Source organism: Pseudomonas sp. GW101-3H06 (assembly GCF_059424605.1).
The window spans coordinates 2,425,100-2,450,572 of the sequence record NZ_JBWKZO010000001.1; the positions used below are offsets into that span (position 1 = coordinate 2,425,100).

The following is a 25,473-nucleotide window of genomic DNA, read 5'->3' on the forward strand; positions in this document are numbered from 1 at the left end:
TTGGACGCTGCAATGACAAACGGCTGGGCAACGCTGTTTGCATGTCTTGGAAAATTAACAACGTTTAACTCGTCCTGCGTCCGGTTTTCGCCCAAAACTCATGCCCTGCAGGGGCGAAGCTTCGCTCCTGCAGGTATCAGGGATTCGTCATATCGCAAGGACACTGGAATGAGCAACGTGGTGGTGGTCTATCACAGTGGCTACGGGCATACCCGCGTTATGGCCGAGGCTGTGGTCCGGGGTGTGGAGCGACATCCGGGCAGCACCTGTCGGCTGGTGGCCGTCGAAGATGTGGACCAATACTGGGACGCTCTACACCGCGCCGACGCGATTATTTTTGGCGCCCCGACCTACATGGGCAGCGCCTCGGCCGCCTTCAAGGGCTTCATGGAAGCCACGGCGTCGTTCTACCTGGCCCGGCCCTGGCGCGACAAGCTGGCGGCCGGCTTCACCAATTCCGGCTGCCTGTGCGGTGACAAGCTCAACACCCTGCTGCAGATGGCGGTATTCGCTGCCCAGCATTCGATGATCTGGGTTGGCCTCGACCTGCTGCCGGCGCGTTCCGGTCGCGGAGTGTTCGACGGGCAACTCAATCGCCTCGGCAGTTCGCTGGGCGCCATGGCCCAATCGAATGTCGAACAATCCCCCGAACAAGCGCCACCCGATGAAGACCGTTGCACCGCCGCGCACTTGGGCGAGCGGGTGGCGCGGCTGGCCGACCGCATCGGCCGTCAGGCTGATTGAATGACCTCAACCCTCACGTAAAGGAGCACGTTCCATGAGTACATTTACCACCCGCGACGGTACCGAGATTTATTTCAAGGACTGGGGCAGCGGTCAGCCCATCGTCTTCAGCCACGGCTGGCCGCTGAATGCCGACAGCTGGGAATCGCAGATGATCTTCCTCGCCTCCCGGGGCTATCGGGTAATCGCCCACGACCGCCGTGGTCATGGCCGTTCCAGCCAGCCGTGGTTCGGCAACGACATGGACACCTATGCCGACGACCTTGCGCAACTGATCGAACACCTGGATTTACAGAATGCCGTGCTGTTCGGCTTCTCCACTGGCGGCGGCGAGGTGGCGCGCTACATCGGTCGCCACGGCACCGATCGCGTGGCCAAGGCCGGGCTGATTTCCGCGGTGCCACCGCTGATGCTCAAGACCGACGCCAACCCCGGCGGGCTGCCCATCGAAGTGTTCGACGGCATTCGCCAGGCATCGCTGGTCGACCGTTCGCAGTTGTACAAGGACCTCGCCAGCGGACCGTTCTTCGGCTTCAACAAACCCGGCGCCAAGCCGTCCCAGGGCATGATCGACTGGTTCTGGATGCAGGGCATGACCGCCGGGCACAAGAACGCCTACGACTGCATCAAGGCGTTCTCGGAAACCGACTTCACCGATGACTTGAAGAAGTTCGACGTGCCGACCCTGGTGGTGCATGGCGATGCCGATCAGGTGGTGCCGATCGAAGCGGCGGGCATCGCTTCGGCAGGATTGGTGAAAGGTTCTACGCTGAAGATCTACCCCGGTGCGCCCCATGGCTTGACTGATACCCACAAGGATCAGCTCAACGCCGATCTGCTGGCGTTCCTCAAGGGTTGACCGATCCCGGCGCGGGCGTAGATCCGCGCCGGATTTAGCTCCTGATGAGCGGCTATCAATCGAGATGAAGTCCCATGAAAAAGCTGACCAACGCCACAGGCGCCCCGGTGGCCGACAACCTCAATATCCAGACCGCCGGCCCCCGTGGCCCCGCGTTGCTGCAAGACATCTGGTTGCTGGAGAAACTCGCCCATTTCGACCGTGAATTGATCCCGGAGCGGCGTATGCATGCCAAGGGTTCGGGCGCCTACGGCACCTTCACCGTAACCAATGACATTACTCGTTACACAAAAGCCGATATTTTCAGCTCAGTGGGAAAAGAGACGCCGCTGTTCGTGCGTTTCTCGTCGGTGGCTGGTGAACGCGGTGCCGCCGATGCCGAGCGTGACATCCGTGGTTTCGCGGTGAAGTTCTATACCCAGGAAGGCAACTGGGACATCGTTGGCAATAACACCCCGGTGTTTTTTTTCCGCGATCCGCTGCGTTTTTCCGACCTCAACCACGTGGTCAAGCGCGACCCGCGCACTGGTTTGCGCAACGCCACCAGCAACTGGGATTTCTGGACCCTGCTGCCCGAGGCACTGCATCAGGTCACCATTGTGATGAGCGACCGGGGCATTCCCACCAGTTTCCGTCACATGCACGGTTTCGGCAGTCACACCTTCAGCCTGATCGACCGCGACAACCAGCGGGTGTGGGTGAAGTTTCATTTTGTCTGCCAGCAAGGCATTGAGAACCTGTCGGATGCCGAGGCTGCCGTGGTGGTCGGCAAGGACCGCGAAAGCAACCTGCGGGATCTGTACGAGAGCATCGAGCAGGGCCATTTTCCGCGCTGGAAGCTGTGCATCCAGGTGATGACCGAGGAGCAGGCCAACACCTACCGGCACAACCCGTTTGACCTGACCAAGGTCTGGCCGCACGGCGAGTTTCCGCTGATCGAAGTCGGCACCATGGAGCTTAATCGCAACGCCGAGAACCACTTTGCCGAAATCGAACAAGCGGCGTTTTCCCCGGCCAACGTGGTGCCCGGCGTCAGCTTCTCGCCGGACCGCATGCTCCAGGCGCGGCTGTTTTCCTATGGCGACGCCCAGCGTTATCGCCTGGGGGTGAACTTCAATCACATCCCGGTCAACGCACCGCGCTGCCCGCATCACAGCTACCACCGCGACGGCGCCATGCGCACCGATGGCAACCTGGGCGGCACCGCCAGTTACTTTCCGAACAGCGTGGGTGAATGGGAGGATTCGAAGGAATTGTCCGAACCGCCGCTGCCGCTGGAAGGTTTCGCCCAGCACTATGACCATCGGCTCGAAGAGGATCACTGGGAGCAACCTGGCAACCTGTTTCGCCTGATGGACCCCGCACGCCAGCAGTTGCTGTTCGAGAACACGGCGCGGGCCATGAACGGTGTGCCGCAATTGATCCGCCAGCGGCATATCGACAACTGCACCAGGGCTGATCCGGCGTATGGGCGCGGGGTGGCCGAGGCACTGGAGCGGTTGGTTCCGTTGGGCTGACGCAAATCCCAAGGATACCTTGATCCCCTGTGGGAGCGAGCCTGCTCGCGAAGGCTGAGTACCAGTCAATACATGTGTCGACTGATACATCGCTTTCGCGAGCAGGCTCGCTCCCACAGAGGGGATTCGCCATCCTGGCCTACGGGGTAGCGTGGCGAACGGAACGCACCGTCCGGCAACGCCAGGCAAACGGATTGATGCCTTCGCTGCGGGTAAACATATGGCAGAAGTGCGCCTGATCGCAGAAGCCGCACTCCAGGCTGATTTGCGTAAGGCTAAGGTCGGTGTGCTGAATCAGTAGCTTGGCGCGGGCAATGCGTTGCCGGCGAATCCACTCTTGGGGTGAGTGGCCGGTGCTGCATTTGAACGCGCGGGAGAAATGACTGCGCGACAATGAACAGGCCTGGGCCAGTTCGGTCACTTCCAGGGGCTCACCCAGGCGTTCGAGGATCAGTTGTTTGATCAGCCGTTCGCGCTGCGGACTGAGGCCGCCGGCGCTTTTTCTTTGTGTGTCAGTGACTGTCGCGCGGGCAGTGTTTTGCTGGAAATGAGCCATGGCGAATGTCCGAGTCGGTAGGCTCAATTCTTGAACCCGAAGGCTCTGGCCCGCGAGTTAATCGTTGTTAATTCCACATTCCCTGCGGGAAGTCTTGCATAAAGTCAGACACAATCGTCACTCTCGTGCCTGGCTCAATACACAAGGAATCCGTGCCTATGAATCGAAACGATCTGCGTCGCGTCGACATGAACCTGCTGGTGATTTTCGAAGCGCTGATGTTCGAAAAGAACCTGACCCGTGTAGCGGAAAAACTGTTCATGGGGCAGCCGGCGGTGAGTGCCGCCCTCGGCCGGTTGCGCGATCTGTTCGATGATCCGCTGCTGTTGCGCAACGGTCGCGGCATGGAGCCGACAGGGCGGGCGCTGGCGATCCTCAAGGAGCTGCAACCGGCGATGGACACCATCTCCGGCGCGGTCAGCCGGGCCAAGGAGTTCGATCCGGCGACCAGTTGCGACGTGTTTCGCATCGGGCTGTCGGACGATGCCGAGTTCGGTCTGTTTCCGCCGCTGTTGCGCCAATTGCAGGAAGAGGCACCGGGCATCGTCGTCGTGGTGCGCCGCGCCAATTATCTGCTGATGCCGGCATTGCTGGCCTCCGGGGAAATCTCCGTGGGCGTCAGTTACACCCAGGAGCTGCCGGCCAATGCCAAGCGCAAGAAACTGCGCGACATCCCCTGCAAAGTATTGCGTGGCGACACCCGCCCGGGGCCGCTGACCCTCGACGAATACTGCGAGCGACCCCATGCGATGGTGTCGTTTTCCGGCGACCTGAGCGGCAACATTGACCTGGACCTGGCCAAGGTCGGACGGTGTCGCAAGGTGGTGCTGGGTGTGCCGCAGTTCAGCGGCTTGCGCGCCTTGCTCGCCGGGACCGAGATGATTGCCACCGTGCCGGATTATGCGGCGTGCGCGTTAGTGGAGGGCTGTGGTTTGCGTGCCGAAGATCCGCCGTTCGAGATTGAGGCGGCGCAATTGTCGATGGCCTGGAGCGGGGTGCATGACAATGATCCGGCGGAGCGCTGGTTGCGTTCGCGGATCAGTCAGTTCATGTCGGCGTCGTTGGAGATTGCCTGACTCTTAAGGATGTACCCGATCCTCTTGTGGGAGCGAGCCTGCTCGCGAAGGCGGCCTGACAGCGGACCTGTCCCTCCCAGATGTACCCGAACCCACTGTGGGAGCGAGCCTGCTCGCGAAAGCGGTCTGTCATCCAACTCTTTTTTGCCTGAAAGGCCGCCTTCGCGAGCAGGCTCGCTCCCACAGTGGTTTCGTGTTGATTTTCAGATCCACGCACCCTCGCAAAAAGAGCACGTACATCCAATTTTTTCCTTCCCCGCCCCGGCATGATCCACCCATTCCCAACCCAGTTTCGCCGGAGCCCGTTCGTCATGCCTGTAGCCCATTCCCAGAGCAAGCCAGCACCGGGATCCGATGAGATTGTCACGCTGATCGTCAAGCATCGGATCAAGGCCGGTCATGAAGCCGCTTATGAAACCTGGTTGCGGCGCATCGTCGGCATTGCCGGGCAGAGTGAAGGGCATTTGGGTGTCGATGTGATTCGCGGCCAGCACGGCGGCTTACAGATGTTCACCTGCGTGCTGCGCTTCTGCTCCACCGAAGCCATGCAGCGCTGGCTCGATTCGCCGCAGCGCCAGGCACTGGTCGACGAAGCCGCGCCGATGCTGGCCGATGGCGACCAGACCGAGGTCAATCCGCTCAACGAATTCTGGTTTACCCCGCTGGCCGATGCCGCATCACCTCCGCCGCGCTGGAAGCAGGCGGTGGTGACGCTGTTGGTGATTCTGCCGCACACCTTGCTCGTGCCGCTGCTCTGGGGGCCGTTGTTGCAGCTCAACGCCTTCCTTTCCAGTTATGTGGTCGCGACCTTCCTGATCACTCTGACCATCGTGCTGTCGGTGGTGTATGTCTGCATGCCGCTCGCCACGCGCCTGTTCGCTCGGTGGCTGGAAGCCGGCCAGTCCCATTCCGCTTAGCCCTATACAAACATGCCTTAAGGAAACGCGATGAACGCCGATCTGATTTTGTTCAATGGCCAGTTTCATACCGTTGACCGTGAAAAGCCCTTCGCCACTGCCGTGGCCATCAGCGATGGTCGATTCGTCGCCGTTGGCAGCGATGCCGAGGCCATGGCGTTGCGCGGCTCGGGCACACAGGTGATCGACCTCAAGGGCCGTTGCGTGATTCCCGGCCTCAACGACTCGCACCTGCACCTGATCCGTGGCGGCTTGAACTACAACCTTGAGCTGCGTTGGGAAGGTGTGCCGTCGCTGGCCGATGCGCTGCGCATGCTCAAGGAACAGGCTGATCGCACGCCGACGCCGCAATGGGTGCGGGTGGTAGGGGGCTGGAACGAATTCCAGTTCGCCGAAAAGCGCATGCCGACCCTCGAAGAACTCAATCAGGCCGCGCCGGATACCCCGGTGTTCGTCCTGCATTTGTACGACCGCGCCTTGCTCAACCGTGCCGCCCTGCGCGTGGCCGGTTATACCCGTGACACACCGAATCCGCCGGGTGGCGAAATCGTCCGCGATGCCAATGGCAACCCTACCGGCATGTTGGTGGCGCGACCCAACGCGATGATTCTCTACTCGACCCTGGCCAAGGGGCCGAAGCTGCCGCTGGAGTATCAGGTCAACTCGACCCGCCAGTTCATGCGCGAACTCAATCGCCTGGGGCTGACCAGCGCCATTGATGCCGGGGGTGGTTTCCAGAATTATCCGGACGATTACCAGGTGATCGAGCAGTTGGCCAAGGACCAGCAGTTGACCATTCGCATCGCCTACAACCTGTTCACCCAGAAGCCCAAGGAAGAGCTGACGGATTTCCAGAACTGGACCGGCAGCGTCAAGTTGCATCAGGGCGATGACTACCTGCGACACAACGGCGCCGGGGAGATGCTGGTGTTCTCGGCGGCGGATTTCGAGGACTTCCTCGAGCCACGCCCGGACCTGCCGCAAAGCATGGAAGATGAACTGGAGCCGGTGGTGCGCCATCTGGTCGAGCAGCGCTGGCCGTTCCGTTTACATGCCACCTACGACGAGTCCATCAGCCGCATGCTCGATGTGTTCGAGAAGGTCAACCGCGACATTCCGTTCAATGGCTTGCCGTGGTTTTTCGATCACGCCGAAACCATCACCCCCCGGAACATCGAGCGGGTGAGGGCGCTAGGCGGCGGCATCGCGATTCAGGATCGCATGGCGTTCCAGGGCGAATATTTCGTCGAGCGCTACGGCGCCAAGGCCGCCGAAGCCACGCCGCCGATCCAGCGCATGCTCGCCGAAGGCGTGCCGGTAGGTGCCGGTACCGACGCCACGCGAGTGTCGAGCTACAACCCGTGGACCTCGCTGTACTGGATGGTCAGCGGGCGCACCGTCGGCGGCCTGGCGTTGCACGCCGAAGGCCTGTCGCGGCAGACCGCGCTGGAACTGTTCACCCACGGCAGTGCCTGGTTCTCGTCCGAACAGGGCAAGAAAGGACAGATCAAGGTCGGGCAACTGGCGGACCTGGCTGCATTGAGCGCCGATTTCTTCAGTGTCGACGAAGAGGCGATCAAGTGGATCGAGTCGGTGCTGACCGTTGTCGGCGGCAAGGTGGTGTACGCCGCTGGCGATTTCGAGAAGCTGGGACCGGCCAGCGTGCCGGTGCTGCCGGACTGGTCGCCGGTGGTGAAAGTCCCGGGGCACTGGCGGCCGAACTCGCCGTTGCAGGCGCAGGTGCACCAGTGCAGCGGGCCTTGCGCAGTGCATTCCCATAGCCATGAACGGGCACGCCTGTCGAATGCACCGGTGAGCGATTTCGCCGGTTTCTGGGGCGCCTTCGGCTGCTCTTGCTTCGCCTTCTGACGAATACCAATAAGCGCCGGCCTGCGGGTCCGGCGCCGCAAGCAACAACCATCCACCAAGGAGTTTTTCATGAGCAACGTTCCGTACAAACGCCTGAACAAAGATGATGCAGTGGTACTGCTGGTCGACCACCAGACCGGTCTGATTTCGCTGGTGCAGGATTTCTCGCCCAACGAATTCAAGAACAACGTGCTGGCCCTGGGCGACATCGCCAAGTTCTTCAAACTGCCGACCATCCTCACCACCAGTTTCGACAAGGGCCCGAACGGTCCGATCGTGCCGGAGCTCAAGGCACAGTTCCCTGACGCACCGTTCATTGCCCGCCCGGGCCAGATCAACGCCTGGGACAACGAAGACTTCGTCAAAGCCGTTAAGGCCACCGGTCGCAAGCAACTGATTATCGCCGGTGTGGTGACTGACGTCTGCGTGGCATTCCCGACCCTGTCGGCCATTGCCGAAGGTTTTGAAGTGTTCGTGGTGACCGACGCTTCCGGCACCTTCAACACCACCGTGCAACAAGCGGCCTGGGCGCGCATGTCGGCCGCCGGTGCACACCTGCTGAACTGGTTCTCGGTGGCCTGTGAGCTGCAAGGCGACTGGCGCAATGACATGGAAGGCCTGGCCAACCTGCTGTCCGAACGCCTGCCGAACTACCGCAACCTGATCAACAGCTACACGACGTTTACTGCCAAGTAAGACTTCTCTGGCTGGGCGCAAAACCTGTGGGAGCGGGCTTGCCCGCGAAAGCGGTGGATCAGTCAACATTTATGTTGGATGTGCTGCCGTCTTCGCGAGCAAGCCCGCTCCCACATTGTTTTTCGCAAGGGTGATAAAAAAGGAAAAAACAGTTGTAGAGTGCCATCACTGTCACTCAGAGCATGACAATGAACCCTTTCGAAGACATGCGTATCTTTTGCCAGGTCATGGACTCCGGCAGCTTCACGGCGGCAGCCGATCAACTGGGCCTGTCCAAGCAATTCGTCAGTCGTCGACTGATGCAGCTTGAAGAACGCCTGGGCGTGCGGTTGCTCAATCGTTCGACCCGTCGCCTCGACGTTACGCCCCTGGGCCAGAGTTATTACGAATCGGCCCTGCGATTGCTCGGTGAAGTCGAGCAAGTGGAGCAGGGCATCGCCGGGCAAACCACCGAACCACGGGGTACGATCCGCGTCAGTGCACCGCTGTCGTTTGCGCTGGCGCACCTGAGTTGTCTGCTGCCGGTGTTTTTGCAGCGCTATCGTGAGGTCACGGTGGAAGTGGACCTGAGTGATCGTCCGGTGGACTTGCTCGGTGAAGGCTACGACCTGGCCCTGCGCATCGGCATTCTCGAGGATTCGACGCTGATTGCCCGCCGCATCGCGTCTATCGAGCGGGTGTATTGCGCGAGTCCGGCTTACCTGGCTGAACGCGGCACACCATTGAAACCGGAAGATCTGCTTGGCCACGACTGCCTGCCTTACGGCCACGGTCGTCAAGTGCAATGGCGCTTCGCGGGGCAAGGCAAACCGCTGGCCGTCAACGTTGCCGGACGGATGCGGGTCAACAACGGCGAGTTGCTCAAGGACGCGGCGATTGCCGGGATGGGCATTACCTACCTGCCGACCTTTATCGTCGGTTCGGCGCTGAAGGATGGGAGGCTGGTACCGGTGCTGGATGAGTTTCGCACCGCGCCGCTGGTACTGTCGGCGGTGTATCCGCAACACCGGCAATCGTCGCGGCCGGTGCAGGCGTTGATCGAGTTTTTACGGGAGCGCCTGGATCGGTCCGAGGGTGGGTTGTAAATCTGCGGTTCACACAACCCACTGTGGGAGCGGGCTTGCTCGCGAAAGCGTTTTATCATTCAACAATTATGTTGTCTGACACTCCGCATTCGCGAGCAAGCCCGCTCCCACAGGTTCCAGTGCAGGTCAGTTCACGCGTTTGTCATCCCCAGGCTCGCCGCCGGCATGCAGTCCTCGATCGTCGCCCACTTCGCCGGCACGGTGAATCCCGTGATCATCACCTGAACGATGAACACCATGGTCGTCGCCCGAGCGATGAACGCCATGGTCGTCGCCCGAGCGATGAACGCCATGGTCATCACCCGAACGATGAACCCCGTGGTCATCACCCGGTTCGGCATGGGTGCCGCTGCGACCGGAATTCGAGGCTGTGCTGCCAGCATGGTCGCTGCCACTGTGACCACTGCTGCTTCTGCCGCCATGGCTACCGCCAGAACCATCGCCGCCGTGGCCTCCGCCGCCACTGCCGCCGTGGCCTCCGCCGCCACTGCCGCCGTGGCCTCCGCCGCCACTGCCGCCGTGGCCACCACCGTTACCGCCTCCGCCGTGACCACCGCCACCGCCGCCGTGACCGCCTCCGCCACCGCCTCCGCCGTGACCACCGCCACCACCGCCGCCCCCGTGACCACCGCCACCCCCACCTCCATGACCGCCGCCGCCCCCACCACTACCGCCGTCTCTCGCATGGGCACTCGACATATCGGACACACTGCCTGGAATCAATACGGTAGACGCCGACAAGACCGCGCCAATCGCTACTGCCAGTAAAAGCTTGTTGATGTGCATGTCGTTCTCCGTCTTCTTGTTCAGCCTGGAACGTTGATGAACATTGCAACTTGCTGCTGTATTCAGTCGATGAACACGCCAACGTCCCGACTTATTCAGTTGAACGTTGAAAAAACATTGCAGCGTGGCGTGGGACCCGTTCCAGAGGGTCAGTGAATGCTGGAGGCCAATTCGAAAATCGGGATGTACATCAGGATCACGATCACCCCGATCAGCAGGCCGATGAAGGTCATGAGCAAGGGTTCGAACAGCCGTACGAACCATTCGATCCAACGACTGATTTCTTCGTCGTAGAAATCGGCGCTGCGCTCCATCATTTGTCCGAGGTTGCCGGACTGTTCGCCCGCGCGCAGCAGGCGCAGGGACACCGGGGTCACCAGATGGTTGAGTTCCAGTGCAGCCGATAACGATTGCCCCTCGCGCACCCGTTCGCAGGCCTGGTCCAGGCGCGTGCGGGAGGCCACCGTCAGCAGGTTGCGAACCATGCCCATGGCGGTGACGAGGGGAATGCCACCTTGCAGCAGAATCCCCAGGGAACGGTAAAAGCGCGCCAGTTCGTACATGAAGATGCGTTGGTGCACCGCCGGGAGTTTTTCGATCAGGCGATCCAGGCCACGGCGAAAAGACGGCTGTCGTTGAAGCAGGGCAAGTGTGACGATGATTGCCAGCAAGGCGCCGAAGAATTCGCCCTGATGGGCGTGCAGGAACATGCCGCTGCTCATCAGGATCTGCGACAGCCACGGCAGATTGGACCCCAGCCCTTCGAACACCAGGCTGAAGCGCGGCACCACGTAACCCATTAAAAACAAAACCACGCCGCCCCCTACCATGAGCAACAACAGGGGGTAGATCGAAGCGCTGATGATCTTCTGGCGAACCTCGTCCATGCGCTGGCGATAGCTGACATAGCGGCCCAGGGCATCGCCCACGGCACCGGTCTTTTCACTGGACTGCACCAGCGCCACGTACAAAGGCGGGAAAACCGCCGACAACTGACCCAGTGCCTGGGAAAACGATTTGCCTTCATAAAGCAGGCGTACCAACTCGCTCAGGGTTTTACGGGCCTGGGGTGCGTTTTCCTTTTCCGCCAGGCTTTCCAGCGCATCGATCAACGGCAGCCCGGCGTTGAGCAACGTCGTCAGTTCCTGGCTGAACAGCACCAGGTTGAACGTCTCGCGCTGCTTGAGGCGCAAGGCCCGCCAGTGCCGCTCGGCGTGCAGGCTGACTACCCGCAGCCCCTGGTCTTCGGCAATCCGCCGGGCTTCGCTGTGGCCCGGCGCTTCAACGGTCATGGACACCACACCAGCCTTGCCTACCGCTTTGAGGTGAAAACGCATGGTCGCCATTCCCGTCACTGCCAACTGGTGACTTCAGCGTTTTCGCCTTCGCCACCGGGCTGGCCGTCCTTGCCCATGGACAGCAGATCGTACTCGCCGTTTTCGCCGGGGTAGCGGTAGGTGTAATTACGCCCCCATGGATCTTGCGGCAGTTTTTTCTGCAAGTACGGACCGGTCCAGCGGGTTTCGTCACTGGGCGCAGTGACCAGTGCCTGCAGGCCCTGTTCGGTCGACGGGTAATGACCGACTTCCAGTCGGTACAGGTCCAGGGCTTTGGCCAGGCCTTCTATTTGCGCCTTGGCCACCTTCACTTCGGAACGGCCCAGTTGCGCGAAATACTTTGGCGCGACGATGCCGGCCAACAGCCCCAGCACCACCAGCACCACCAACAGTTCCAGCAGGGTGAATCCGCGCTGAGCTCGCAGGGAAAAGGCACGCGGGGCGAAAGACAGTCGCTGTTTCATCTTGATGACCTCACACAGTCGGCAGGAAGGGTCGCAGCTGATTGATGTAATGGAGGCTTATGCAATTGCCATGCAAAGGGTCGATAAAGTTCTGCGCATCCTTGCGTGCACCCCGTTCTACGGCCCTTTTCGCTTTCGGCACAGTGCTTGCGTATGGCTGATAAACGTCCGGCCATTGGGGCATTACCCCCATTTTTCGGGGCCGGGCAGGGGAGGTATAACGATGAAATCTCTCACCGCTGGATTGCTCGGTTTGACGCTGCTGGCCGGCGCCGTGCAGGCCGACGTATTCGTTTCCGTTGATGCCAAGGGCAACTTCGTCCTGTCCAATGTCCATCGTCCCGGCCGCCACTATGAGCGAGTCATCCGCGAAGCCGAAGCGACGGTGGTCAGCCTTGACCAGCAGCCACAAATGATCGCGGCGCGTCCCTATGCCGAGCTGGTATCAAAGGCGGCCACTGACCATCAATTGCCGGCGGCGCTGCTGCACGCAGTGATCCAGGCCGAGTCCAGCTACAACGCCAGCGCCGTGTCGCCCAAGGGGGCGGGGGGGTTGATGCAGTTGATGCCCGATACGGCCCGCGAAATGGGCGTGACCGACGTCTATGACCCCAAGGCCAACATCCAGGGGGGCGCGCGCTATCTCAAGCGTTTGATGACGCTGTTCGACAACGACATCACCCTCGCCGTGGCCGCCTACAACGCAGGTCCTCAAGCGGTGCTCAGCCGTGGCGGAGTGGTTCCGCCTTTCGCTGAAACCCAGCGTTATGTGCCCAGCGTATTGAACCAGTACCGGCGTCTGCAGGGACTCTCGGCGGATGCCCCGCTGTGAGCAAAAAAAGGGGGCAGGTTTCCCCAACATTGGGGAATGGGGGCGACAACGAAAAAGTGGGGAATGGGTGGGGGATTTTCCCCGGTGAATCAGGTTGTAATCGTAACTAACTGATAAATATAAAGAATTATTGTGGCATGCGGATTGCTCAAACACGCTTGTCGAGAATTATTCCCTGTGAGCACCCACAGCGAGGCCCGTGATCATGACAGGCATTCACCACGCTCCATCTATTCTCCCCTGGCTGTTGTTGGCCGCGTCGATGCTCGGTATGGAGATCGCCGAAGCCGCTGTTCGTTGCGAACGCAACCTGGTAGCCAACGTCGTGGCGCTGGACCAGCCACTGATGTTCAACCGGCTCGGTGCGCAAAACGTTAACGGTATGATGTTCGCCCTGCGCCGTGACGTAGTTGATGACCGTCAGATTTCCCTTGATCAAGGTGGCGCCGCTGTGCCGGGCAAGGTGTCGTTGCGGCCCGATAAGCGCCCACGTCCTTTGGTGTTGCGGGTAGCCGCCGGTGACTGCCTGATCGTCAACCTGCAAAACCTGCTGGCCTACCAGGCCAACCCCGGTTCCCACAGCGACGAAGGTGTAGAGGAAGAGCAGGAGGGTGAAGAGGAAGAGGGCATCGAAGTCGGTGGCGGCCACGACCCGTGGAAGGTCGACGAGCAAGTACGTGATCGCCATGTCGGTTTCCAGGTCAACGGTATGCAGGCAGTCAACAGCATCGATGACATCTCGTCCTATACCGGGCGCAATGCCAATACCCTGGTCGCCCCTGGTGGCAGCCGTTCCTACACCCTGTACGCCGAACGCGAAGGTGCGTTCACGGTGAGCAGCCGCGGCGCCACGTTCGGTAGCGAGGGCACGGCCGGCAACAACGCCAATGGCCTGTTCGCCCAGGTGGCGGTCATGCCCAAGGGCGGTCGCAGCTACCGCAACACCCTCACCGAAGAAGAGATGCGCCTGGCCAGTACCGGACGGACACCGGCCGGTCATCCGATCGTTGATTATCAGGCACGCTATCCGCAACGCGAACCGTGGATCCGCGAAGGCAAGGCCGGCAAGCCGATCATCAACATGGTCGACGGTAATGAAATAGTCACCAGCGAAGCCGATGCGATTGTCATGGGCAGCAACGCCGATGGCAGCTTCCCGGCATCGACCTATCCGCTGGAAAACCTCGGTAAGCGCAACCCGGCGATCCCCAACCGGCTGGAGCCGTTCCGCGACTTCTCCGCGCAGTTCCAGGATGAAACCGCCGTCACCCAGGCCTTCCCGGCTTACTGGGCCGACCCGGTCATGGCTCACGTGCTGGAGCCGACCCGCGACTCGTTCATGATCAACTACGGCTCCGGCGGCATGGGCGCCGAAGTGGTCGCCAACCGCCTGGGCGTGGGACCGATGCACGATTGCCTGTCCTGCGCCTACGAAGAGTTCTTCCTCAGTGCCCACACCGTGGGTGACGTGGCGATGCTGGTAGACGTACCGGCCAACGCCGGCCTCGAAGGCATCACCCCCGGCCAGGTGCCGAGTGCCGATCAGGTCGGCGTCAAGGCGACCACGGCGCTCTATCCGTCGGAGCCGTCGAACGTTGCCCACAGCTACATCGGCGACTTCGTCAAATTCCGCAATACCCACAACGGCTATGAGCACCACATCTTTCACTTGCACGGCCATCAGTGGCTGTTCAACCCCAACGACGACAACTCTGACTACGTGGATGCCCAAGGCATCGGCCCGGGCGCCGGCTACACCTATGAAATCGCCAACGGCGGTTCGGGCAACCGCAACCGGGTAGCGGGCGATGCGATCTATCACTGCCACTTCTATCCGCACTTCGCCCAAGGCATGTGGGCCATGTGGCGGGTGCATGACGTGTTCGAAGAAGGCACCAGACTGGAAGTGTCGCAACAAGGCGCTGATGGCTTCCACAGCGAGCCGTACGCGCTGCGCAGCGGTAAACCCGCAGTGGGTGCACGGGCCTTGCCCGATGGTGAAATCGTTGCCGGTACGCCGATTCCCGCCGTGGTGCCGTTGCCGGGCAAGGCCATGCCGCCGATGCCGGGCAAAGTCGCGGTGGTACCGAAACTTGGCGAAACCCTGGTGGCCGCCAATGACGATGATGACGATGAAGCGGGCGACGATGACGGCGAGCACCATGGTGGTGGCGCCCAGGCCATCGGCTCCCTGGCGTTGGTCGATCGCAGCGAAGCCAACCGCAATGCCGACGGCACCCTGAAAAACCCTGGCTATCCATTCTGGATCGGCGGCATGGAAAGTTCGGTCGGCCAACGCCCACCGACCCCACCGCTGGACATGCTCGACGCTGCCACCGCGCAAGCCTTGAAGGCCAGCGGCAAAGCCCTGTGGGCCAACCTCGACCCGAATCAATCCGGTGGCTGGGACGGTGGCTTGCCACGCCATGCCCTGGGCGGTGTCTCCGAGGGGGGCGAGGCCGAGACCGTTACCACGTCTCTGGATTTCTCCAAGTCCGTCAAGCGTGCCAAACCGATTTACCTGCCCGAAGAAGGCACCGAAGTCGAACAGGCCGCCATGGCGTTCCACGCGAAAAAAGATCACCCCAGTTTCGCCGTGCTGCCGGGCAGCCAGGTCGTGGCGCGCAACTTCCGCACCAACGGCGCCTTGCCGATGGCCGGTGCGCCGTACTTCGAACCGTGCATGGACGACCGGCAAAAACGCCTGACCAGCAGTTCCGGCACCGGTGAGTTCACCAGTGGCGAGCGTCTCGACGGCATGTCGTTCATCGGCTCCTCGACCTTCACCGCCGACCGTCCGCGGATCTACAAAGCCGCGAACATCCAGTTCGACGCGGTGTACAACAAGGTCGGCTACCACTTCCCGCAAGCCCGCATCCTGGCGCTGTGGGAAGACGCCTGGCCGGTGATCACCAAGCAGCGTCCACCAGAGCCTCTGGTGATGCGCATGAACACCTTCGACTGCGTGCAGTACCAGCAGACCAACCTGATACCGGCCACCTATGAGATGGACGACTATCAAGTGCGCACCCCGACCGACGTGATCGGCCAGCACATCCACCTGCCGAAGTGGGACCTGACCGCGGCGGACGGTTCTTCCAACGGCTGGAACTACGAAGACGGCGTGCTCTCCCCGGGTGCCGTGCAGGAACGCATCCTGGCCATCCGCGAGTACAACCAGTGCGAAGGCACCGACCCGCGTGACGGTACGCCAGCCTGTCCGAAAGCCAAGAACCACCCGTACTTCGGTCAATTCGGCCGGGCGGACTGGGTCGGGGCGCGCACGGCCATGCAGCGCTGGTTCGCCGATCCGGTGATCAATACCTATGGCATCGACCGTGGCCTGGGCACTATTTTCACCCACGACCACTTAGGCCCATCGACTCACCAGCAGATTGGTCTGTATGCCACCGTACTGGCCGAACCGGCCGGTTCCACCTGGTTCCACGCCGAAACCGGCGAGCCGTTGTACAGCGGCGCGCGGCAGGACGGCGGGCCGACTTCGTGGCAGGCGGTGATTTCGACCGGTGACCTGGACTACGACGGCAAGAACGACAGCTTCCGCGAGTTCTTCCTCGAGTACAGCGACTTCCAGCACGCCTATGAAGCAGGTGTATACGTGGGCGCAGGCCCCGACGGCGTACCGAACCCGCAAGCGTTCCCGGCCACGGCTGACAGCTTCCGCTACGCGATCAACCCACCGGTGCGCGACAACACCAGCGAGTTGCTCGAAGCGGTGGTGGAACTGCGTGGCGGCGTGAAACCCGGTTGCCCGAGCCGGCCTTGCCCGCAAGCGATCTCGGTGGATGACCCTGGCATGTTCGTCGTCAACTACCGTAATGAACCGCTGGCCCTGCGTGTGTACGACCCGAACAAGGTCGGCCCGGACGGCAAGCGCGGCATGCAGGCCGACGGCCTGGGCGGCGACCTGGCGTACGCCATGCAAAGTCGTACCGACCGTGCGATCCCGGCGATGAACCTGGCGCCGAACCTGATCACCTCGGCCACCGGCCCGACCGGCGGCACCACACTGTTCCCGCCGCACATCAACAAGGGGGGCGCGGAACCGGGTGACCCGTTTACGCCGATGCTGCGTACCTACACCGGTGACAACGTGCGGCTGCGGGTGCATGCCGGCGGTCACGAAGAGGAGCACAACGTCACCCTGCACGGCGTGAAATGGCTGCAAAGCGGCTCCGGCTATGGCAACAGCTCCAACTCCGGCTGGCGCGCGTCGCAGATGGTCGGGATCTCCGAGCAGATGGGCTTCAATGCGCCGGTGTCGATGATCTCCAGCGCGGCAGCGACCACGGGTGACTACCTGTACACCATGGACGCGTCCATCGAGGGTTACTGGAACGGTATCTGGGGCGTGATGCGTAACTACACCGCGCAACGCAGCGATCTGTTCGCGCTGCCGAGCAACCCGAAACCGACCGGCATGCGCAACACCGTGGCGTTCGAGGGCATCTGCCCACGGTATGGCGCCAACCCGAACGGAATCGGCACCCGACCTACCGTGCAACGCAACTACGAAGTGGTCGCGGCGCTGGCCAACGACATCCTGACCAACCCGTTGGGCCTGTCCATCGGCGACCCGGCAGGTATCGGGCAGCATGTCGGCGGGCCGTTGAAGCCGACGGGGGGCACCCTGGTGCTCAACTCGCGGCCGATGAGCATTCCTCAGGTCACGATCACCGATCCTGAAGACGGCGAGACCTTCACCCTCGGCGGGCAAAGCGGGCCGCTGCATGACCCGACTGCGATCCTGTATGTGCGCAAGGCCGACCTCGACCCGGCCACCGGCAAGCTGAAACCCGGGGTGCCTGTCGAACCGCTGATACTGCGCGCGGCGGCGGGTGACTGCATCAACATCACCCTGGAAAACCGCCTGCCGAGCGTGATGCCGGACCTGGCCCAGACTGCGATCATGCAAGGCCTGGCCAAGCGTGACCGTAACGATGGCATGGGTTCGACCACGTTCAACAACAACCTGTTGCGGCCATCCAGTCATGTCGGCCTGCACACGCAATTGCTGGCCTATGACATCACCAAATCCGACGGTGCCAACGTCGGCGCCAACCCGATCCAGACCGTGCCACCGCGTGTCGGCACGACCGGCGCGTACCCGACCCGTACCTACCAGTACTACGCCGGGCACCTGGAGCGTGAAGGCAAGCCGATCACCCAGCTGGGACGCAACGTCGACAACATCAGCGCCACGGCGGTGGAATTCGGCGGGTTGAACGTCACCCCGGCGGACGTCATCAAACAGCCGCAAAAAGGCCTGGGGGGTGCGATGAGCATCCTGCCGATCGGTTCCACCTGGGTCGAGGATGCCAAGCGCGCGTCGGCCACGGTCACCGCATCGGGTCAGACCACCTATCGCGATTTTGCGATGGTCTGGCAGCGTGCCTTGAACACGCGCTGGGCCAATGGGCGGCCGGTGGAAGGCATTGCTGCGGAAGGCAACGGTGTACCGAACGATCCGAAGGACAACGCCAGCATGGCGATCAACTACAAGGTCGAGCCGATGTGGTTCCGCTTTGGCCTGGCCCCGGATGCGCCGTTCGGTCACGCCGGCAGCCCTGGCACCTTCGGCGATGTGCCGAACGCGCACATGGCCTACAGCAACGCGCTGGTGGGCAGCGATCCGCAAACGCCGGTGTTCTACGCCAAGCCGGGGCAACCGTTCCGTACGCACATCCTGATGCCGTCCGGTGGCAGCCGCGGTTCGACCTTCCAGCTCGATGGCCACGTCTGGTCGGTCAACCCGTTCCAGTCGGAGAAGAGCGATCCGGGTGGTTACCCGATGGGCACGCCGGGCGTGGGTTCGGTGAGGTTCGGCTACAACCCGATGTCGATGTACATCGGCGCCCGGGAAAGCGTGTTGCCGGCGGCGCACTTCAGCTTCATGCACCCGAGCGCCGGGGGCAGCAATGCGATACCGGGGGACTACCTGTACCGCGACAACGCCTCCTTCGGTAATGCCGCCGGGATGTGGGGACTGTTGCGGGTAACCAACGAGCCGGAACCGGCGCCGGTACCGTAGGTGGAGATGAGGGGGGGGCGACACCGCCCCCGCACAAGGGCTGCGCAGGAACGAGGCAGACGAAGATCTGAAGGGGAGTAGGGACATGAACAGGACCATCACATTCGCCGGGTTCGCCCTGGTTATCGGGGTGGCGCTGATCGGGCTGGGAGTATCGCGCACGTCGCCTCCGGTCATGCTCAGCGAGGTGGCGTTGCCCAACACCTGGAGCGGCCAGACCCTTGAGCGTGATGGTGTCTCGGTGGGGCTCGAAGTACGGCCGCTGGCCGCAGACGGCGTGCTGCGTGAAGGCGAATTCGCCGACGTGCAATTTCGTGTCACGGACAAAGCCTCGGGTCAACCGCTGGCGGGTGTCGCTCCCGGTGCCTGGCTGGACCCGGAAGCCGCTGCCGCCGACCAGGCCCAGGGCCGCGAAAATAGCTGCAAGTCACGGGTTGGCGTCTTCCTCAAATCAAGCATCGGTGCACGTCCGCTGCTCGACCTCAACGGCTACTTCCTGCTGGTGATGAACCGCGATGCCAGCGTCTCGGTGGTCGACCCGTCGGTGTCGGTGGGCGGCATCACCAGTACCATGGCACGGATCGACATCAAGCAACCGCCGATGGATTGGGTCACCCCCAAGGACAACAAACGTGTTTTCGTCTCGATGCCGACCGCCAATGAAGTCGCGGTGATCGACAGCGAACAATTCAAGCTGATTGACTCGGTGGCCGCCGGCAGTAACCCGGTGCGTGTAGCCCTGCAACCGGATGAACGCCTGCTGTGGGTTGGCAACAATGCCAAATCCACGGAGCACTCCGGGGTCACGGTGATCGACACCGGCAGCCTCAAGACCCTCAAACACCTGGCTACGGGTGCCGGGCACCATGAAATCGCCTTCAGCAAGGACAGCCGCTTCGCCTTCGTCACCAATCGCGACGATGGCACCCTGAGCATCATCGATATCGCCAGCCTGACCCTGATCAAACAGCTCAGGACCGGTTCGCACCCGTTGTCGGTGGTGTACTCGCCATTGTCCGGTGCCGCGTATGTGGCCGATGGCAAGGACGGCACGGTCACCGTGGTCGACGCCGCGAGTCAGTCGGTGCGGCGGGTGATCAAGATGAAACAGGGCCTGGGGCCGATGGGTTTCAGCGCCGACGGCCGGTTCGGCATCGTGCTCAACACCCTGGAAAACCAGGCCTCGGTGATCGACGCGGCGACCGATTCACTGATCCATGAACTGGACGTGTCTGCCGAACCCTATCAAGTGGTGTTCACCAAGGCCTATGCCTACATTCGCGGACTGGCCTCGCCCAAGGTGACAATGATCAACCTGTCGTCGCTGGGTGAAGGTCGCCAGCCGATCAGTCAGGGTTTCGAGGCGGGTACCCAGCCGCCACGGTTGGCCGGCGACCTGCCGCTGGCATCGAGCCTGGGGGTGTCGCGGGACGAGAATTCGGTGTTCGTGGTCAACCCGGCGGACAACACCACCTATTTCTATGCCGAAGGCATGAACGCGCCAATGTCGGGTTACCCCAATCGCGGGCAAGTGGCGCGGGCGGCGCTGGTCATCGACCGCAGCCTGCGCGAAATCGAGCCGGGGTTGTACAGCGCGCGGATCAAGCTGCCACCGGCCGGGCGTTTCGACGTGGCGTTCCTGCTCAACCAGCCGAACATCATCCATTGTTTCAGCACAGTGGTGGAGGCGAACAACAACGCTGCGCAACAGGCGGGCGTGCCAAAAGTGGAGTTCATGCTCGATAAATCCACCGCCACCCAGGGCAGCCCTTACGTGGTGCGTTTCCGCATCGTCGAGGGCAAGCAGAAGGTCCAGCGCAGTGGGGTCAAGGACGTGCAGGTACGCTACTTTCTGGCGCCCAGTTCACGACCACAACGGGTCGCCGCGCGGGAGGTCGGCAACGGCATCTACGAAGCCCCGGTGACCCTCGATCAGAAAGGCGCCTGGTACCTGCACGTACGTGCGGCATCCCTGGGCGCGACCTTCGACGACCAGACGTTTGCCAGTGTTCGGGTGTTGCCCGGCGCCACTCATTGAGAGGACATCGACATGAATCGATTTGCACATCGTGGACTGCTGACGCTCTGCCTGTTGGCCGTCGGTGTCGGTCAGGCCATGGCGCATTCGGCGGATGAACATGCTGGCCATGCACCGGCCAAAAATGCCGGTCCGGAGCGCGCCCAGGTCAAGTTCGCCGACGTGGCGCTGGTGGACCAGAACGGCAAGACAGTGCGTCTGGAAAAAGACCTGGTGAACGACAAGATCGTGGTCATGAGCTTCATCTATACCAGTTGCACCACGGTCTGCCCGGTGGTGTCGTCGATCATGGGCAAGGTGCAAAAACAACTGGGTAGCCGGGTCGGCAGTGAGGTGCAGTTGGTGTCGATCAGCATCGACCCGCAGCGCGACGACGCCAAACGCCTGAACGACTATGCCCGTACTTTCCAGAACGGTCCGGGCTGGAGCTGGCTCACCGGTTCGCCGCAGTCGGTCAACGAAACCCTCAAGGGCCTGGGCAGCTTCAGTGGTGATTTCAAGAGCCATCAACCCTTGATCCTGGTGGGTGACGGCAACAGCCGTCACTGGACGCGCTATTACGGCTTCACCGACCCGGCCGTGCTCAGCCGTGAAGTCGAGAAACTCAGCGGCCAGCGCAACGCCCACACCAAGCACACCGCCATTGCCATGGAGCATCAGCCATGAAAGCGCTCGCCTTGATTTTCCTGACCATGTGTTTTTGCATCATCAGCTTCCTGGCATTTTCCCACGAGGGACACGGGCAACCGGCGACCGCGCCCGAACCGGCGGCACCTGAAGCGGTTGCAACGCAACCGGCGGGCGGGACCCATGATGCAAAAACCTGGTTCACCGACACGCCGTTGCAGGACCAGAACGGTAACACCCTGCGCTTCTACAGCGACGCGTTGCAGAACCGCGTGGTGCTGCTCAATGTGATTTTCACCAGTTGCTCCGATGCCTGCCCGTTGATCACCCAAAAGCTCAAGCAAGTGCGTGAAGTGCTGGGTGACAAGGCGGACGGCATCACCTTTATTTCCCTTACCAGTGATCCGCTGCGTGACACGCCGGCGGTACTCAAGGCTTACACCTTGAAGCAGGGCGTCGATGGGCCCCACTGGTTTTTTCTTACCGGCGACAAGGCGCAAATGGATCTGGTGCTGGGGCGCATCGGCCAGATCATCCCGACGCCCGAGCAACATTCAACCCAGCTGATCGTCGGCGACGTCGCCAACAAGCGCTGGAGCAAAATCCGTCCCGACGCCCCGGCCGCTGCCATTGCCCAGCGCTTGCAGTTGCTGACAATGCCCGTGGCCGGTCGTTGAGTCCGCACCATGAAAAACGCCCTGATCCTCGGCCTGCTCATACAGGTTGGTATAAGTCTGACCGTCCAGGCGCTGCCGCTGACCCCCAGCGAAAGTGCCGGCAAGCGCTTGTACCGCGAGGGCGTGTCGGCCAGTGGCGAGCCGATCATGGCGCGGGTCGGGGCGGCGGGCATGTTGCTGCCGGCGACCAGCCTGCCGTGCGCCAATTGCCATGGCGCCGATGGCCTGGGGCGTCCCGAGGGTGGGGTACGACCGCCGGAATTGACCTGGTCACGGCTCAGCAGCACCTATGGCCAACAACAGGTCAATGGACGCACGTACCCGGCCTACACCGACCGCACATTGGCCAGGGCCGTGCAGGAAGGACGCGATCCGGGCAACAATCGGCTGGACCCGGCGATGCCGCGGTTCGTGCTGTCGATGAACGATCAGCGCAACCTCACGGCGTACCTCAAGCGCCTGGCCGAGGACCGCGATCCGGGCCTGAGCCCCAACAGTCTGCACCTGGGCACCTTGTTGCCAGGCTCCGGGGTGTTGAGCGAGGAGGGCGCCACGGTGGCGGCGGTGCTCAAGGGCTGCGTGGCGCGCATCAACCAGGCGGGCGGGATTCATGGCCGGCAACTGCGCCTGACCATTCTTGACCCGGGTCCCGATCGTGCCAGCGCCGAGAAAGCGCTCAACCAACTGATCGAACAGGAACAGGTGTTCGCCCTGATCGCACCGCTGGCACCGGCCCTTGATGCGGAACTGGCACCACGCCTGGAACAGGCCGGTGTGCCGCTGATCGGGCCGCTGTCGTTGCAGGGCTCGGCCCAGGTCAGCCGGCAGATTTTCGAGCCGCTGCCGGGGCTGCGTGAGCAGATGATCGCCCTGGCCAACTACGCCGCCGCCAGTTTGCGGGTGCTGCAGGGACCGACGATGATCACCTACCCGGACGAGCCCGGCCAACGGCTGGCTGCAGAAAAGCTTGCCCGGTACCTGCAAGACAACGCCTGGCAGAATGTGCGGCTGCAAGCCCGGCAGTCGGCGCAGGACGAATTGCCGCTGGGCTCGCGCTCGGTGTTCTACCTGGGCAGCAGCAGCGGTTTCAGTCGCCTGGCCGAACGTTTGCAGACGGCGGGGCAGGTGCCCTACCTGTTCGCCGCGTCGAATCAGGTAGCGGGGGATCTGTTGCAAATGCCCAGCGACTTTTCCCGGCGAGTGTTTCTGGCCTATCCCTTCGTGCCCAGCGACTGGACGATGGCCGGGCGCCTGGCCCTGACCCAGCTGCGCGAGAGCCAGAAGCTGGGGGGTGAGCACGCGGTGCTGCAGGTGGGGGCGTTCAGTTCGATGATGCTGCTCAGCGAAGGCATGAAACAGGCCGGGCGCGACGCCAGCCGCGAAAAACTGGTCAGTGCCCTGGAGGGCCTGCATGACTTCGATACTGGCCTGACGCCGCTGATCAGTTTCGGACCGGGCCGGCGCCTGGGCCTGAACGGCGCCCATGTCGTCACCGTCGATCTGCCTGACCAGCGCTTCTATCTGGTTGCTCCTTACAAACCCATTGCCGCCATGCCCTGACCGGAGGCCGAACATGAAACTCAACACTCTATTGATCCTGTTGACGTTGTGGGTACCTGTGGCGTTTTGCAGCAATGGCCAGGTCGCGGCCCGGGTCAATGGCGAGGAAATTTCCCAACTGCGCCTGGAACGCTATTTCGCCGAGTATCTGGAGGATCAGGGCCGGGCGGTCGCCAGCATTCGCAGCCCCAGCGCCTACAAACAGCTGCGCCAGGCGGCATTGGACGCCTTGATCGACAAGGAGCTGCTTTGGCAGGAAGCGCGCAAGCGCGGGGTGGTGATCAGCGATGCCACGGTGCAAAGCCAGGTGGACCAGACGCGTCAGGCCATGGGGGGCGCGCAGGTGTTCGCCCGGCGCCTGGAGGACGCCGGTTTCGATGAGGCCGCCTATATCGAGTACACCCGTCGGGACCTGGCGGCGCAGCAGGTGTTCAGCGAACTCACCAGGGTTGACGCGCCTGACGAACAACAGGTCCGGACGTTTTTCGAAGAGCACCGCGCCCAGATGAACCGGCCCGAGGAAATACAGGTCAGGCATATCCTGATCAAGGTGCCTCAGGGCGCGGAGGCTTCCACTGTTGCAGCGGCGAGACTACGCTTGGAGGCAATACGCAAGAAGATCAATGAAGGGGCAGACTTCGCCAGCGTCGCTCGCAGCGATTCCGAAGATGCATCGGCCAGCCAGGGTGGCGATCTGGGCTATTTTCCTCGTGGACGCATGCTACCCGAGTTCGAGACGGCAGCCTTTGCCCTGGCGCCAGGAGCCGTCAGCGCACCGGTGCGCACGGCGGTGGGCTGGCATTTGATCTATTTGCAGAATCGAATGGAGGCAGCCAATGTCACAGAAGAGCAAGGACTTGACATGGTTCGGGCTTACCTCGCCCGACAGAAACAGGTCAAGGCTCGTCTACAGGTGCTGGCGCAACTGCGTTCCAGCAATCGTATCGAACGGATTGACGACGATTGAGCGGTCCCCCAAAAGTGGGGAAAAGCATCAATGCACACCCGTTCGGCTTTCCCCGTTTTTGGGGGGTGGGGTACGTGGACGAAAAGGCATTGTTTTTAAATTCAAGGACATGAAGCGATAAAACGACCGGCGCTCAGCCTGGCATGAAGTGTGCGTTAGACCTTGTAAGGCGCGCACTCCGCCAGGTTCGGTATTCGGACCTGCGGTTTCAAGGAGTCCACCTTGTTAAACAAAGTACTGGTTGTTGAAGACGAACAGCTGCTGGCGGAAAACCTCCAGGGTTACCTGCAGGCGCAAGGGCTGGAAGTCCGGATTGCTCACAGCGGTGAATCAGCCGTCGGCGAAGCCGAACGCTTTTCACCCGATGTGATGGTGTTCGATTACCGCTTGCCCGATATGGAAGGCTTTCAGGTGCTCGATGCCGTCCGCCAGAACAGGAAGTGTCATTTTGTGCTGATCACAGGGCATCCAACCGCAGAGGTGTGCGAGCGGGCCCGGCAACTGGGAGTCAGCCATATCCTGTTCAAACCGTTTCCGTTGGCGGAATTGGCCCGTGCAGTGCTTGATCTTCTGGGGATGCAGCGCGAACCCAAAGCGGGTGTGAACAGTTGCGAAGGCTTTGTCGAACGACGCCAGAGCAGGACCGAAAGTTTCCCGCTGCAGTTGTACGACGGTAGTTGGGTGCTTGCGGATCGCCGACGAAGTACGGCCTCCAAGGCGCCAGACGACGAACAATTGCTCACCGGGGAGTAGTGGCGCGACAAGACGTTCCGGCAGCCGCCGCGAAAGCTCGCCGCGCCGACAGGGCTCAAAG

Annotated in this window: 20 protein-coding genes; 16 read left to right on the forward strand and 4 right to left on the reverse strand. The window is 62.0% G+C overall.

All coding sequences use genetic code 11. The annotated features are described in order from the left end of the window. Positions 1-168 precede the first annotated feature (168 nt). The 3 genes from AC07ZE_RS11110 (at position 169) to AC07ZE_RS11120 (ending at position 3,120) form a co-directional block, all read left to right on the forward strand. Positions 169-744, forward strand: a complete 576-nt coding sequence (locus AC07ZE_RS11110; RefSeq protein WP_207264304.1) for a flavodoxin family protein — start codon at positions 169-171, stop codon at positions 742-744. 34 nt (positions 745-778) lie between these two features. Continuing rightward, the gene (locus AC07ZE_RS11115) at positions 779-1,603 is read left to right on the forward strand and encodes an alpha/beta fold hydrolase (protein ID WP_207264306.1); all 825 of its coding nucleotides are present in this window, start codon (positions 779-781) and stop codon (positions 1,601-1,603) included. A gap of 74 nt (positions 1,604-1,677) precedes the next feature. Further along, entirely contained in the window at positions 1,678-3,120 is a 1,443-nt protein-coding gene (locus AC07ZE_RS11120; protein ID WP_207264308.1) for a catalase, read from the forward strand. A 139-nt stretch (positions 3,121-3,259) separates the two neighbouring features. Here AC07ZE_RS11120 and AC07ZE_RS11125 read toward each other — a convergent pair whose 3' ends face one another. After that, entirely contained in the window at positions 3,260-3,676 is a 417-nt protein-coding gene (locus AC07ZE_RS11125; RefSeq protein ID WP_207264310.1) for a helix-turn-helix domain-containing protein, read from the reverse strand. A 158-nt stretch (positions 3,677-3,834) separates the two neighbouring features. On the opposite strand from AC07ZE_RS11125, the gene AC07ZE_RS11130 reads away from it, so the two are divergent. From AC07ZE_RS11130 to AC07ZE_RS11150, 5 genes are all read left to right on the forward strand, one after another. Further along, a complete protein-coding gene (locus tag AC07ZE_RS11130) occupies positions 3,835-4,752 on the forward strand; it encodes a LysR family transcriptional regulator (RefSeq protein ID WP_207264312.1) in 918 nt (305 codons plus the stop codon). Positions 4,753-5,063: 311 nt separating this feature from the next. Next, positions 5,064-5,669, forward strand: a complete 606-nt coding sequence (locus AC07ZE_RS11135) for an antibiotic biosynthesis monooxygenase (protein WP_207264314.1) — start codon at positions 5,064-5,066, stop codon at positions 5,667-5,669. Between the two features lie 30 nt (positions 5,670-5,699). After that, positions 5,700-7,538: an amidohydrolase gene (locus AC07ZE_RS11140; RefSeq protein WP_207264316.1), complete on the forward strand. Its 1,839-nt coding sequence runs from the start codon at positions 5,700-5,702 to the stop codon at positions 7,536-7,538. 69 nt (positions 7,539-7,607) lie between these two features. Beyond that, on the forward strand, positions 7,608-8,234 hold the full coding sequence (gene ycaC, locus AC07ZE_RS11145; protein WP_207264318.1) for an isochorismate family cysteine hydrolase YcaC: 627 nt from the start codon (positions 7,608-7,610) through the stop codon (positions 8,232-8,234). Between the two features lie 188 nt (positions 8,235-8,422). After that, positions 8,423-9,319 (forward strand): LysR family transcriptional regulator, encoded by an 897-nt coding sequence (locus tag AC07ZE_RS11150; protein ID WP_207264321.1) that lies wholly within the window; start codon positions 8,423-8,425, stop codon positions 9,317-9,319. Positions 9,320-9,445: 126 nt separating this feature from the next. On the opposite strand, the gene AC07ZE_RS11155 is transcribed toward AC07ZE_RS11150, so the two are convergent. From AC07ZE_RS11155 to gspG, 3 genes are all read right to left on the reverse strand, one after another. Next, complete coding sequence (locus AC07ZE_RS11155) at positions 9,446-10,105, reverse strand: hypothetical protein (RefSeq protein WP_259331946.1); 660 nt, start codon at positions 10,103-10,105, stop codon at positions 9,446-9,448. Positions 10,106-10,254: 149 nt separating this feature from the next. Further along, positions 10,255-11,442 carry a type II secretion system F family protein gene (locus AC07ZE_RS11160; RefSeq protein ID WP_207264325.1) on the reverse strand — a complete coding sequence of 396 codons (1,188 nt, stop codon included), beginning with the start codon at positions 11,440-11,442 and terminating at the stop codon, positions 10,255-10,257. 14 nt (positions 11,443-11,456) lie between these two features. Beyond that, on the reverse strand, positions 11,457-11,906 hold the full coding sequence (gene gspG, locus AC07ZE_RS11165) for a type II secretion system major pseudopilin GspG (RefSeq protein ID WP_207264327.1): 450 nt from the start codon (positions 11,904-11,906) through the stop codon (positions 11,457-11,459). A 223-nt stretch (positions 11,907-12,129) separates the two neighbouring features. Here gspG and AC07ZE_RS11170 point away from each other — a divergent pair, with 223 nt between their 5' ends. The 8 genes from AC07ZE_RS11170 to AC07ZE_RS11205 all read left to right on the forward strand — a co-directional run bounded on the left by AC07ZE_RS11170 (position 12,130) and on the right by AC07ZE_RS11205 (position 25,412). Further along, positions 12,130-12,738 (forward strand): lytic transglycosylase domain-containing protein, encoded by a 609-nt coding sequence (locus AC07ZE_RS11170; RefSeq protein ID WP_207264329.1) that lies wholly within the window; start codon positions 12,130-12,132, stop codon positions 12,736-12,738. A 205-nt stretch (positions 12,739-12,943) separates the two neighbouring features. Continuing rightward, a complete protein-coding gene (gene mnxG, locus AC07ZE_RS11175; RefSeq protein ID WP_207264331.1) occupies positions 12,944-18,790 on the forward strand; it encodes a manganese-oxidizing multicopper oxidase MnxG in 5,847 nt (1,948 codons plus the stop codon). Positions 18,791-18,875: 85 nt separating this feature from the next. Then, positions 18,876-20,828, forward strand: coding sequence for a YncE family protein (locus tag AC07ZE_RS11180; protein WP_207264333.1), 1,953 nt, complete (start codon positions 18,876-18,878; stop codon positions 20,826-20,828). A gap of 12 nt (positions 20,829-20,840) precedes the next feature. Then, complete coding sequence (locus AC07ZE_RS11185) at positions 20,841-21,494, forward strand: SCO family protein (protein ID WP_207264335.1); 654 nt, start codon at positions 20,841-20,843, stop codon at positions 21,492-21,494. Beyond that, positions 21,491-22,132 (forward strand): SCO family protein, encoded by a 642-nt coding sequence (locus AC07ZE_RS11190; protein ID WP_207264338.1) that lies wholly within the window; start codon positions 21,491-21,493, stop codon positions 22,130-22,132. The genes AC07ZE_RS11185 and AC07ZE_RS11190 overlap by 4 nt, the downstream gene beginning before the upstream one ends. A gap of 9 nt (positions 22,133-22,141) precedes the next feature. Beyond that, positions 22,142-23,692: a cytochrome c/ABC transporter substrate-binding protein gene (locus tag AC07ZE_RS11195; protein ID WP_207264340.1), complete on the forward strand. Its 1,551-nt coding sequence runs from the start codon at positions 22,142-22,144 to the stop codon at positions 23,690-23,692. Positions 23,693-23,705: 13 nt separating this feature from the next. Further along, positions 23,706-24,659, forward strand: a complete 954-nt coding sequence (locus tag AC07ZE_RS11200) for a peptidylprolyl isomerase (RefSeq protein WP_207264348.1) — start codon at positions 23,706-23,708, stop codon at positions 24,657-24,659. 222 nt (positions 24,660-24,881) lie between these two features. Continuing rightward, positions 24,882-25,412, forward strand: coding sequence for a response regulator (locus tag AC07ZE_RS11205; protein ID WP_207264359.1), 531 nt, complete (start codon positions 24,882-24,884; stop codon positions 25,410-25,412). Positions 25,413-25,473 lie beyond the last annotated feature (61 nt).